The organism is Pirellulales bacterium, from assembly GCA_035533075.1.
GTDB lineage: Bacteria > Planctomycetota > Planctomycetia > Pirellulales > JAICIG01 > DASSFG01.
In genome coordinates this window covers 1-11,562 of the sequence record DATLUO010000115.1, presented here as the reverse complement: position 1 = coordinate 11,562, position 11,562 = coordinate 1, and the positions used below count along the sequence as shown (strand labels likewise).

Annotated in this window: 11 protein-coding genes; 8 read left to right on the top strand and 3 right to left on the bottom strand. The window is 63.0% G+C overall.

The genetic code is table 11. The features are described 5' to 3' along the window. Positions 1–35: 35 nt before the first annotated feature. Entirely contained in the window at positions 36–914 is an 879-nt protein-coding gene (locus VNH11_14820; protein HVA47640.1) for an NHL repeat-containing protein, read from the top strand. 57 nt (positions 915–971) lie between these two features. Here VNH11_14820 and VNH11_14815 read toward each other — a convergent pair whose 3' ends face one another. Further along, positions 972–1,349, bottom strand: a complete 378-nt coding sequence (locus VNH11_14815; protein HVA47639.1) for a type II toxin-antitoxin system PemK/MazF family toxin — start codon at positions 1,347–1,349, stop codon at positions 972–974. A gap of 17 nt (positions 1,350–1,366) precedes the next feature. Continuing rightward, positions 1,367–1,837 carry a hypothetical protein gene (locus VNH11_14810; GenBank protein HVA47638.1) on the bottom strand — a complete coding sequence of 157 codons (471 nt, stop codon included), beginning with the start codon at positions 1,835–1,837 and terminating at the stop codon, positions 1,367–1,369. A gap of 144 nt (positions 1,838–1,981) precedes the next feature. Between VNH11_14810 and VNH11_14805 the strand changes: the two genes are divergently transcribed. The 4 genes from VNH11_14805 to VNH11_14790 all read left to right on the top strand — a co-directional run bounded on the left by VNH11_14805 (position 1,982) and on the right by VNH11_14790 (position 5,653). Beyond that, on the top strand, positions 1,982–3,340 hold the full coding sequence (locus VNH11_14805; GenBank protein HVA47637.1) for a Gfo/Idh/MocA family oxidoreductase: 1,359 nt from the start codon (positions 1,982–1,984) through the stop codon (positions 3,338–3,340). Positions 3,341–3,374: 34 nt separating this feature from the next. Then, positions 3,375–3,995 (top strand): Uma2 family endonuclease, encoded by a 621-nt coding sequence (locus VNH11_14800; GenBank protein ID HVA47636.1) that lies wholly within the window; start codon positions 3,375–3,377, stop codon positions 3,993–3,995. Between the two features lie 56 nt (positions 3,996–4,051). Next, positions 4,052–4,234, top strand: coding sequence for a hypothetical protein (locus tag VNH11_14795; protein ID HVA47635.1), 183 nt, complete (start codon positions 4,052–4,054; stop codon positions 4,232–4,234). Positions 4,235–4,891: 657 nt separating this feature from the next. Next, positions 4,892–5,653, top strand: coding sequence for a hypothetical protein (locus VNH11_14790; GenBank protein HVA47634.1), 762 nt, complete (start codon positions 4,892–4,894; stop codon positions 5,651–5,653). Between the two features lie 46 nt (positions 5,654–5,699). Here VNH11_14790 and VNH11_14785 read toward each other — a convergent pair whose 3' ends face one another. After that, complete coding sequence (locus tag VNH11_14785) at positions 5,700–8,795, bottom strand: multidrug efflux RND transporter permease subunit (protein HVA47633.1); 3,096 nt, start codon at positions 8,793–8,795, stop codon at positions 5,700–5,702. A gap of 628 nt (positions 8,796–9,423) precedes the next feature. Here VNH11_14785 and VNH11_14780 point away from each other — a divergent pair. From VNH11_14780 to VNH11_14770, 3 genes are all read left to right on the top strand, one after another. Then, on the top strand, positions 9,424–10,812 hold the full coding sequence (locus VNH11_14780) for an SWIM zinc finger family protein (protein ID HVA47632.1): 1,389 nt from the start codon (positions 9,424–9,426) through the stop codon (positions 10,810–10,812). Positions 10,813–10,822: 10 nt separating this feature from the next. Further along, complete coding sequence (locus VNH11_14775) at positions 10,823–11,239, top strand: hypothetical protein (GenBank protein HVA47631.1); 417 nt, start codon at positions 10,823–10,825, stop codon at positions 11,237–11,239. Positions 11,240–11,321: 82 nt separating this feature from the next. Beyond that, on the top strand, positions 11,322–11,562 hold a 241-nt coding region (locus VNH11_14770), incomplete at its 3' end, for a hypothetical protein (GenBank protein HVA47630.1).

Here is an 11,562-nt window from a genome sequence, read left to right as displayed (position 1 = left end):
CAGCCACCGCCCGCTTTTGGTTACTGCTGATATTGGTGTTTGCCGCCGGTTGCGATGACGAAGGCCGCTCGACCGGCCGGGTCGAAAAAGTCTGGGGCCGCCGCGGCATTTCTGAAGGACGGCTGCAAAAGCCGCGGGCCATGGCCATCGACGGCCAAGACCATCTCTATATCGTCGATATGACGGCCCGCATCCAGGTGTTCGACGCCGATGGCAACTACCTGCGCGGTTGGCAGACGCCGGTCCACTCAGCCGGGCGGCCCACCGGGCTGTCGTTCGATCGACGCGGCCGGCTGCTGGTGGCCGACACGCACTACTTCCGCCTGCTCGTTTATTCGCCGCAGGGTGAACTGCTGGAGACGATGGGCGGCGTGCCTGGTCATGCGCCCGGCGAGTTTGGCCTGGTGACCGACGCCGTCGAAGATTCGTCGGGCAATCTCTATGTGGCTGAATATGGCGAGTACGACCGGATTCAAAAGTTTTCGCCCGACGGCGAGTTCCTGCTCGAATGGGGCGGGCACGGTTCCGAGCGGGGGCGGTTCATGCGGCCGCAAAACATGGTGGTCGACGAGCAAGACCGCATCTGGGTGGCCGACGCCTGCAACCATCGCATCCAGGTCTTCGACGGCGACGGGCACCTGCTCGATCTGTGGGGCGAGGAAGGGAGCGGACCGGGGCAACTCTACTATCCTTACGACCTGGTGTTTGACGATGCCGGCCAACTCTACGTTTGCGAGTGGGGCAATGGCCGCGTGCAAAAGTTCGACCGATCGGGCAAGTCGCTCGGTTGTTGGGGCCGTCAAGGCCGCGCGCCCGGCGAGCTCGATCATCCCTGGGCGCTGGTCCGCGATAGCCAAGGGCGGATTCACGTCCTCGACACGCAAAACCACCGGGTGCAGCGGATTGGGATGTAAGAGTTTCCAGCCGCATCTTGGATTCAAACCTGACGGCGGAAGGAGCCCGAGTCGGCATCACTGCGGCTTCGGCGGCCGCTTGGCGATTTGCTGCTTGAGGTAGTTAATCACCTGCTTGACAAGTGCCGCGGGCGCTCGGCCGCGGACCTGCAATACCTGCGACTGCGGGATTCTTTCCGGCCAATCGGTCTTCACTACGGACGGCTGGTCTAATCCCGTTACGGGGTGGCCGCTAGGGTCGCTCGGCACCAAGAACCAATGCGGAGGCGGCGGATACGCGAACTTTGTGCTGATCACCAAAACGGCGAGGTCGTCGCCTGCCGCGATGCGTTCATTGGACGAAACAACGAGCGCCGGGCGCTCTTTACTCTCGGAACGCCGCTCTTTGTCGGCGATCGCCGCCCAAATGATCGTTCCTCGTTGGATCGGCTTCATTGCCCGTCACTCACGAGTTACTCGGCGTAGTAGTCGAGCGGTGGTCGAGCATCGTTCACGTATTGGTGCAATTCGTCGTCTGAAGGCGCAATCAGGTCGATTTCACGCCACTCCGCGGCGGCCAGCGTGTCGCGCAGTCGCGCCATGCTTGACCGCAACTCCTCCACGCCGCGGACCACCGTGGCGTCGGCCTGCCGTTCGGCGGCCATCCTTTCGACGGCATCGGCGGTGACGCTTACTTTCCGCGCGACCGCGATAAAATAGGAAATGGCGGCTTCGCCCTTGAGTTGCGAGTCCATGCCCGGAAAGCTCCCTTCGCGGCAGAATTGTCCATAGATTACGATGGCGGTGGATATGGCGTCCGTGGCCATCGACAGCAGGTCTTCAAACCGCCAAAGCTCTCGGATTTCAGATTGCGGCAGTCGCCACTCTTCGACCACGTCCTCTGAGCCTCGGCAGCGAAGGTCGAACTCTCGCAAAGTCAACATAAGGCCATCCTTTCTATTATTATCATAGGCGCTGAGGGCCGCCGCTCAAAGATCCGCTCGTGCGCTTGACGGAAATCGTCCGGGCAGTCAGCATAAAGTCTCGCATTTCACGCTCCAACCTCCCTTAAACGAGGCCCGATGATCATGGCCAACAATTCCTTGCCGAAGCAGCCGACCGTTCCCACACGCCGCGAGTTCCTGGCGCGCAGCTCCACCCTGGCCGTCAGCGCGGCCCTGGGCACATCGGCGCTCGTGCGATCGGCCCATGCGGGCAACGACGAAACGATCAAGATCGCGCTGGTCGGTTGCGGCGCGCGGGGCACCGGCGCCGCCGCCCAGGCGCTCAGCACCCAGGGGCCGGTCGAACTGTGGGCCATGGCCGACGCTTTCGCCGACCGGCTGCGCGGCAGTCTCGATGCGCTGGCCGCCACTCCCAACATGTCGCCGCGCATCAAGGTATCCGGCGAGCGGCAGTTCGTCGGCCTCGACGCCTATCGCCAGGCGATCGACAGCGGCGTCGACGTGGTGCTCATCGCCGGGCCGCCCGGCTTTCGCCCGGCCCATTTCGAATATGCCGTGAAGGCGGGCAAGCACGTGTTCATGGAGAAGCCCGTCGCCACCGACGCTCCCGGCGTGCGGCGGTTGCTGACGGCCAACGAAGAAGCGAAGCGGCGCGGGCTGAAGGTCGGCGTCGGACTGCAACGCCATCACGACCCCGTGTACGTCGATCTGGTCAAGCGATTGCAGGACAAGGCGGTGGGCGACATCACGTTTTATCGCTGCTATTGGAACACCGCCGCGCCCGCCAAGCAGCCGGTGAAGCACGACGGGCTGACCGAGCTGGAATACCAGATCCGCAACTGGTACTTCTTCAACTGGCTGAGCGGCGACCATATCGTCGAGCAGCACATTCACAATCTCGACGTCTGCAACTGGGTGCAGGGCGCCCCGCCCGTCGCCGCCCAGGGCCAGGGTGGGCGGCAGGTGCGGACGGGCAAGGAGTACGGCAACATCTACGACCACCATTTCATCGAGTACACCTACGCCAATGGTGCGAAGATGTTCAGCCAGTGCCGGCAGATTCCCGGCTGCTTGAACTCGGTGGCCGAGTTCGCTCACGGCACGCGCGGCTGGAGCGACGTCAGCGGCGGCCGGATTCTGGCCACGGGCGAAGCCGAGCTGCGGCTGCGCACCAAGGGCCGCGCGCGTGCGGGTTCGACCGGCAGCGGCAACCCGTATCAGCAAGAGCACGACGCGCTGTTCGAGGCCATCCGCAGCGGCAGCGATTTCAACGAGGCCGAGAACGGCGCCCACTCGACCCTCACCGCCATTCTGGGCCGCATGGCGACCTATTCGGGCAAAGAGGTGAAATGGGACCAAGCGCTGGCTTCGCACTTGATGCTGACCACCGACGCCGAAGATTTTAACGCCTCCGCCCCGCTCGCCGCCAACGCCGACGGCTTTTATCCCGTCGCCGTTCCGGGCATCAGCATCGCGGTGTAGAATTGCTTGAAAGAGTGGTCCTGAGAATTCGCCCATGAACACCACGATCAATACGGCCGTCGGTTTTCGCTTTCCCATGCCCTGGAAAGATGCGCTGGAGCAAATCTTGCCCGCCCAGGGGTCATGGACTGACGAGCAATACCTGCTCCTCACCGACCATACCAGGCTGCCGGTGGAATTCACCGACGGATTCGTGGAGCTCTTGCCGATGCCTAGCGACAAGCACCAGTCGATACTCAAGCGTCTGCTGATGGCGTTCGATGCCTTTATTTCGCCGCGTGGGGGCGAGGTGTTGTTCGCCCCGCTGCGCCTTCGCATACGCGAAGGCAAATACCGCGAGCCCGATTTGCTCCTGTTGCTGTCAGCCGGCGACCCGCGCCGCGAAGACCGCTGTTGGCTCGGCGCCGATCTCGTTCTGGAAATCGTCAGCTCCGACGATAAAAAACGCGATACGGTCGACAAGCCCGCGGGTTACGCCGAGGCGGGGATTCCGGAATACTGGATTGTCGATCCCGAATCGGAGACGATCATGGTGCTCGAACTGAAGGGTGACGGATATGCCGAAGCCGGGCGATTCGCTCGCGGCGACCTGGCGGCGTCGGCCTTGCTGAGAGGCTTTTCCGTCGACACGTCTTCGGTGTTCGGGCCCCGCTAATCTCGGCGGTCATCCAAAGAGTCACGTCATAAACGCTTCCTAAGTAAGAGCATAGCATGACAACAAAGCAAGCGGTAATCGACATGATCCAGCGGCTGCCTGACGACGTGACGGTCGCGGACATCATGTCGGAGCTTTATTTTCGACAGAAGGTTGACGAGGGTTTGCGGCAGCTTGACGCCGGCGAGGGCGTCGATCATGAGGAAGCGAAAAAGCGTTTGAGCCGATGGCTAAGCTAGAGCTTCGTGAACGTCGGTTTCAAAGCTACCGAGTCGTTTATCGAATCTCACCTTGAGTTCATAAGCTGTCTGCGGAGCTTGCCGCGGCCGCACGGCGGGAAAACGAGTGAGGCGGGCACACAACATCTTGTGGTCTGCAACGGATTGGCCACTACATTTTGTGTCTTGACAGGTGGTTGACTGTGCGCGAATCGGATGTATACTGAACCCGGCCAGTGTATATACACTGGCCGGTCCGTCGCGCGAGGAGCGATAGCTCGGCGTCGGAAAGCGTTGATCTTCTCCTGGTCAGGCAGGCGCCTGCCGGTCGCGTCACGCCGTCGAGTGACGCCTAGACCAATCTCTCGGTCGCTTCCCACCATTTAGCCGGCTTTGTCGCCGCGCGCCGGCGGCCGTCTGTGGCCGGGCGTCGCGCGCCCCCGCGCAACCGCTTTGCGGACAGGGTCGGTTGTAAGCCAAACCGAGCGGATCGGGCAAACGAATGAAGTCACCTCACCTGGCCCGCGGCCCGCCGCGGCCCGACGGATGGCCGTAGGGTGGGCGGTGCCCACCATTGGCTTGCGGTGGGCACTGCCCATCCTACGCAAACGTCAACTCGCACGGAGAGAGGCAATTGCCTTTGATTTGTCACACAGTTGTTTTCACAGGAGTAACAATATGTCAACCGCATCACAACAACCCGAGGAGAACCAAGAGGGCGCCAAGCCGACCGGCCATAACGGCACCGGTCGTCCAAACCTGCCGGCGCGGCGCGACGGGCCCCCGCCGGCCAACCGCGAGGAGTTGTCGGAAGAAAAGCGGCAGCGTCTGGAACAACTGGCCGAATGGGCCAACGCGGCCCACGACTTGGCCGAGGACGCGGCGCTGCGATTCTGCCGGCACTCGGTTCAAGCCGGCATGGCGCTGTTGGAAGCACAGGACCTCTGCCCGAAAGAAATCTGGTCGGCATGGCTCGCGGACCATTTCGACTGGTCCGCGCGCACCGCCCAGCGGTACATGCGCCAGGCGAAGATTGTACTACTTATGGGTGGAAAAACGACAGATCTGTCGTTTTTACCCCCAGAGGAGTTAGCTCGACTGCTGGAACAAGGTCTCAAGCGGATCGAGCGGCAGCGCGTGGCCGCGCTCACGCAAAGCGAGGCGGCCACCAGCGCCACTCGAGAGGAGGACGCGGCGGTGCTTGAAGTCAGCGACAACTCGCCTCCGCCGCCTCCGCCGTCGGCAAGCGGTGATCCGCTGGCGACGACGCTTGGCTTGTTCGACGAGCTGCTGGCGGCCCTCGAGCGGGCGATCGAGTCGGGCCAGTGGCTCGATTACGGTCCCTATGTGCTGAACGAGCTTCAGCGCATCCGCGGCGACCTTGACGCCTGCCGTCTGCTCGTCTGCGACAGTTGCTCCTCAACCGCCGCGCTCGCCTAAGCGCGCTGGCTCTCGGCCACCTGCCCGCCCCGGCCGGGCAGGTGGTTCAGCACCGAGCATCGGTCGTCGTTCGACTCCATAGCCGCTGGCAGCGCAATCGCAGCCGGTCCATATAGAGATACACCACCGGCGTGGTGTAGAGCGTCAGCATCTGGCTGAAGATCAGGCCGCCCACGATCGAAATGCCCAACGGGCGGCGCAGCTCGGCGCCGTTGCCGCTGCCCAGCGCCAAGGGCAACGCGCCCAAGAGCGCGGCCATCGTCGTCATGGTGATCGGACGAAACCGCAACAGGCAGGCCTCGAAGATGGCCGCTTCGGGCAGCTTGCCGTGATCGCGCTCGGCCTCCAAGGCAAAGTCGATCATCATGATCGCGTTCTTCTTCACGATGCCGATCAACAGCAAGATGCCGATCAGGCCCATCACGTTCAACTCCGTGCCGCAGGCCAGCAGCGCCAACAGCGCGCCGACTCCGGCCGAGGGAAGCGTCGAAAGGATCGTCAGCGGATGAATGAAGCTCTCGTAGAGCATGCCCAGCACGATATACACCGCCGCCAGCGCCGCCAGAATCAGCCAGGGCTGATTGCTGAGCGACGCCTGGAACGCCTGGGCCGTGCCCTGAAAACTGCCTTGAATCGATTCAGGCAGGCCCAGCGTGTCGGTCAATTGCTCGATCTGCTCCACCGCGTCGCTCAGCGAAGCGCCGGCGGCCAGGTTGAACGAAAGCGTCACCGAGGGAAACTGCCCGGAGTGGTTCACGGAGAGTGCCGTCGTGCCCGATGTGTAGCGGTAGATCGCGGCCAGAGGGATTTCGGCGCCGGTTTGCCCGCGGATGTAGACGTGCCGCAAGGCGTCGGGGTTCTGCCAAAAGGTCGGCTCGACTCCCATCACCACGTGGTATTGGTTCAGCGGTTTGTACATGGTCGAAACCATTCGCTGGCCGAAGGCGTCGTAAAGTGTATCGTCGATCTGCTGCATGGTGATGCCCAGCCGCGCCGCCGCCACGCGGTCGATACTCAGCGACGATTGCAGGCCGCCGTTCTGCTGGTCGCTGTTGACGTCGTTCAACGCCGGCAGCTTGCGCATTTCGTCGCGGAGCTTCGGTCCCCAGAGCTTCAGGTCGTCGAGATTGTCGCCGCGCAGCGTGTATTGATACTGCGTACTGCTCGGCCGGCCGCCGATCCGCAGTTCCTGGTAGGCCGAGAGATAGAGCGTGGCGCCGGGGATGCCCGACAGGTTGCGGCGCAGGCGGGCCACAACTTCATCGGCGGTCATCCTCCGTTCTTCCAGCGGCTTGAGGCTGACAAACATGCGGGCGGCATTGGTGGCGCCGCTTTGTCCGCCGGTGAAGACGGTCAGCCCTTGCACCGCGGGATCTTCCATCACGGCGTCGGAGAAACGTTTCGACAGAAAGTCCATGGCCTGGAACGACGTGTCCTGGTCGGCCAACAAATTGCCGGTGAGGCGGCCGGTGTCTTGCTGCGGAAAAAAGCCCTTGGGCACGATCACGTAGAGATAGACGGTGCCGCCCAGCGTGAAGAGCGTCAGCAACATCGTGAATCGTTGCCACCGCAACACCCACGCCAGCGACCGGCCGTAGCAGCCGACGATGAAGTTGAGCACCCATTCCGAGAGCAGATAGACGAGGCCGTGCCGCTCGTGGCCCTGCGGCTTGAGCATGTAGGCGCACATCATGGGCGTGGTGGTCAGTGAAATGAGCAGCGACACCATGATGGCCACGGAAAGCGTGACGGCGAACTCGCGAAACAGCCGGCCCACGAGGCCGTTCATCAGCAAGATCGGTATGAACACGGCCACCAGCGAGACGCTGATCGAAAGCACCGTGAAGCCGATTTCTTTGGCCCCTAGCAAGGCGGCGGCCATCGGCGGCATGCCGTTCTCGAGATGCCGCGAGATGTTCTCGATGACCACGATGGCGTCGTCGACCACGAAGCCGGTGGCGATGGCCAAGGCCATCAGCGAGAGGTTGTCGAGGCTGTAGCCGAACAAGTACATCACGCCGAACGTGCCCACCAGCGAGGCAGGCACGGCCACGCTGGGAATGAACGTCGCCCGCACGTTGCGCAAGAACAGGAACACCACCAGAATCACAAGCAGCACCGAGATGATGAGCGTGATTTGCACGTCGTGGACCGAGGCGCGGATGGTGGCCGTGCGGTCCAGGGCCACGGTCAGGTTGATGTCGGCGGGAATCTGAGCTTCCAACTGCGGCAGGAGGCGATAAAGCCGATCGACTGTGTCGATGATATTGGCCCCCGGCTGGCGGTAAACGATGAGCATGATCGACGGCTCGCCGTTGGTCAGCCCGGCGTTGCGGAGGTCTTCCACCGAGTCGCTGACGGTGGCCACCTCGGCCAGCCGCACGGCCGCGCCGTTGCGATAGACGACGATCAGCGGCCGGTATTCTTTGGCGGTCAGCAACTGGTCGGTCGTGCTGATCGACCAGGCCCGTTTGTCGTCGGCGATTTGGCCTTTGGGACGGTTGGCATTGGCGTTGGCCAGGGCGGTTCTCACGTCGTCGAGTCCGACGCCAAAGTGGTTCATGATGGTGGGATTGAGTTCGACCCTCACGCCCGGCGCGGAGCCGCCGCCCGCCCGCACCTGCCCCACGCCTTTGACCTGCGAGAGCTTTTGCTGCAAGATGGTCGAGGCCGCGTCGTACATCTGGGCTTTGGCGTAGGTCTCGCTGGTGAGCGCCAGGATCATGATCGGCGCATCGGCGGGATTGATCTTGCGATAGGTGGGGTTCTCCGGCAGGTTGGGCGGCAGGCGGCCGCGGGCGGCGTTGATGGCCGCCTGCACGTCACGGGCGGCGGCGTTGATATCGCGGTCCAGATCGAATTGCAGCGTGATCTGCGTGATGCCCAGCGTACTGGCCGAGCTCATCTCCGTGACGCCGGCGATGCGGCCGAACTGCCGTTCCAGCGGCGTGGCCACGGCCGAGGCCATCGTCTCCGGGCTGCCGCCGGGCAGCGCGGCCGTCACCTGGATCGTGGGAAACTCCACCTGCGGCAGCGGCGAGACCGGCAGCAGCATATAGCCCAGCGCCCCGGCCAGCATGATGGCTGCCGTCAGCAAGGTCGTACCGACCGGTCGGTGGATAAAAGGAGTGGAGAGGCTCACGGCGGACTGGAGCGAAGGCGGGAAGGCTTTAGGTTTTTTTGAATGAACCGCTCGATAACCCTCAACCCTCTTCGAACGTGCCTGACTGCCATTCTATCGCCGCCGCCCGCGCCTCGCCACGCCGGTCGGAAACCACTGCCCGTCTTGTTGCCGGCCAACCGCGACGCGCAGCGCGCTGCGCGTTCCGAGCGGTAGGCCACCTGGCCGCGCAGCGTGCTGCGCGTCGGAAAGGCGTGCCCGGAACCCGCCGCGCAGCGCGCTGCGCCGTCGTTTGCGAGCCGAATTCCCTCTCACTTAGGCCCTCCACGACCGCGTGCCCTTTTTCGGCCGCTCCTTACTTCGCGGCAATGGCCTTCGCGCAGCGCGCTGCGCGGTTTGCTGAGGCACTCCCCAGACGAGTGGAATATGATTGTCGCTAAAGTCTCGTGCCAGCAGCGGTTTACGTCGTCGGTGGTTGGATCGCGAAATTCGCGATTGTGCAGTATTCACTGCCCGACGCATGACTCGCGGAAGGCTCGATGAGCCAGTTGCTTTCGCCCCGGTCCCGTGGTCTACTTTACTCGCAGAGCAGCGGAATCAACCGGTTCACGTCACTGCGCGGAGCGAGCTTCGATCGCTGGTGAAAACGATGTCGACCGCAATCAGCTACACCTATGCCTACCCGTTCGATTCAGCCGTTCTCGAACACTCCGGCCGCCCCGCGATTCGGCTGGTCACCAGCCTTGAGGAAACGTCGGACGATCTATTCTTTGACGGCCATTTGCGACGACCCGCGTTGGCAGGAAGATGTTTGAGCATCCTGGCGGCGATCGTCCGCACGCGGTTCTTTCAGCAGGCGCCGGCGCTGGTGTGGACCGATCCGGTGGTGACCAGCGGCGGAGGCATGCTGCGATTCGAGGGATTCTCTAGCTGCTGCGGCGTCTATGCCCGCGTCGATTTGTCGCCCGATGCGTTCGACGTCGAGCTGCGTGGCAAAGGGACGACCAACGTCGACTTCAACGATGCGATGCGGACCGCCTTGCGGCGGATGAACGACGAAGAGAACGCCAAATTGCAAGTGGGCGGAGATGGCGTCACGCTCATTCGCGGCGACGAGCAGGTCGTCGAGCGGAAGGTGAAATTGCCGGTGCGCTGGGTCAAGGGCTTTTGCGAGGTTCAGGCGTATCAACCGCGCATGACGCCACAACTCGAGCTCTCCGCGGCGGAAGCCCGTGAGTTGTTTCGCAGCCTGCCACCTGTGAGCAACGGCTACCGGCCGGTTCACATTGCCCGCACGGGTCAAAAGGTCCGGCTCGCCTCGCGGCCGGTCCGCGGCTCCGTCCAAGTGCGAGGTGTCGAGCGCGTCCGCGTTCTCGAAGGGCTGGTTCCCTTCGCCCAGAAACTCTTGATCTGGTACGACGAAGAGTCGCAGACGAGCGGTTGGGAGTTCCGCTTTGAAATCGGCCGCTTCTTCTCGCTTGTCAGCCCCGAGCTGAATCGCGGATTCTCCGGAGAAGGGCAGATGCTCGCGCGGCTGGCAACCGCAGACTGGCAGCAGCCATTGCCCGCCGTCGCCGAATCTCTGAACTGGCAGTCTCAAATCGAGCCGGGGCAATTGGCGATGCGGTTCGGATGCGGAGAATCGTCGATCGAAGCGGCCCTCGCGGTTCTCGGAGCACGTGGCCTGGTGGGATACGATCTCTCGACGGGGCGGTACTTCCATCGCGTGCTCCCCTTCGACGTCGGAAAAGTGGAATCGCAGCAACCGCGGCTCAAGGCTGCACGCGAACTGGTCGCCTCCGGGACTTGCCGCATCGTCAAGCAACAGAACGGCGAGACGCATTTGCAGATTCCCGGCAGCGATGTTCACCATTTCGTGCGGCTCGAAGCCGAGGGCGATCGCTGCTCTTGTCGATGGTGCAACCGATACCGCGGGCAACGAGGTCCGTGCAAGCATATTCTGGCAGCCCGGCTGATGGTCGAGGGGGAAGAGAGTCCGCTTATCAATACGCTCTGTTATGACGCGACTAGCGAATGACCGTCACGAGATGCTGAAAACGCCAAGCGGCTTTCTCGAGGCCGTGAATCAGTCGACGCCGATCGCGTTTGCCGAAATGGTGGCCGGCCTGACGGAGGCGGACCGAAAAAAGCTCTCGAAGGCAGCTCAAGACCTGCTGCGGAAAGCCGTGCCTCAAGAGCGCGCCAGAGCCGGCTGGCCGACGCATGAGGGCCACATGGCGCGGCTCGCCTTATTGGCGGTGGGACCGCGTTCGCAGGCTTGTCGCCCGATGCGTCTCGAAGATCGGCCGCACACGCCGAGCATGGTCGCGTGGCATACCATCCCCGGCCCCAATCCCTATGAAGATGCGGCCGTGCAGATTCTTGCCGACCGCAGACCAGACTGGGCTGACGACTGGCCGGCCCGCCAGCTCTCCGAGGACTCTAAGGCACCGGGCAGAAATTAACCTACCGTGAAAACGTGGACTGTGGTAAATAATTGGGCGGCGGCAGAGAAATGATGGCCCTGCGGTCTCACGGAGGAGACGGATGCTTAGCGAATTGACGGAATCGGTTTTGGCGACGATCAAGTCGGCAGCCCGGAAGCTGACCGGCTTTCGGCGGCGGCAGTTTCAGGCGGAGATGGCGGTCAAGTATTGCGACGGCAATCCTCGGCGAGTGGAAGAGTTGTTTGGCTGGAGTCGCGACACCGTGAACACCGGGTTGGGCGAACGGCGCACGGGTATTCGCTGTCAGGAAAACTTTACCGTGCGCGGCCGAAAGAGGACGG

Excerpts from the sequence above, each read along its gene's own strand:
- VNH11_14815 (HVA47639.1), bottom strand. The coding sequence starts at position 1,349 with ATGAAGCCGATCCAACGAGGAACGATCATTTGGGCGGCGATCGCCGAC.
- VNH11_14810 (HVA47638.1), bottom strand. The coding sequence starts at position 1,837 with ATGTTGACTTTGCGAGAGTTCGACCTTCGCTGCCGAGGCTCAGAGGAC.
- VNH11_14805 (HVA47637.1), top strand. The coding sequence starts at position 1,982 with ATGGCCAACAATTCCTTGCCGAAGCAGCCGACCGTTCCCACACGCCGC.
- VNH11_14800 (HVA47636.1), top strand. The coding sequence starts at position 3,375 with ATGAACACCACGATCAATACGGCCGTCGGTTTTCGCTTTCCCATGCCC.
- VNH11_14795 (HVA47635.1), top strand. The coding sequence starts at position 4,052 with ATGACAACAAAGCAAGCGGTAATCGACATGATCCAGCGGCTGCCTGAC.
- VNH11_14790 (HVA47634.1), top strand. The coding sequence starts at position 4,892 with ATGTCAACCGCATCACAACAACCCGAGGAGAACCAAGAGGGCGCCAAG.
- VNH11_14780 (HVA47632.1), top strand. The coding sequence starts at position 9,424 with ATGTCGACCGCAATCAGCTACACCTATGCCTACCCGTTCGATTCAGCC.
- VNH11_14775 (HVA47631.1), top strand. The coding sequence starts at position 10,823 with ATGCTGAAAACGCCAAGCGGCTTTCTCGAGGCCGTGAATCAGTCGACG.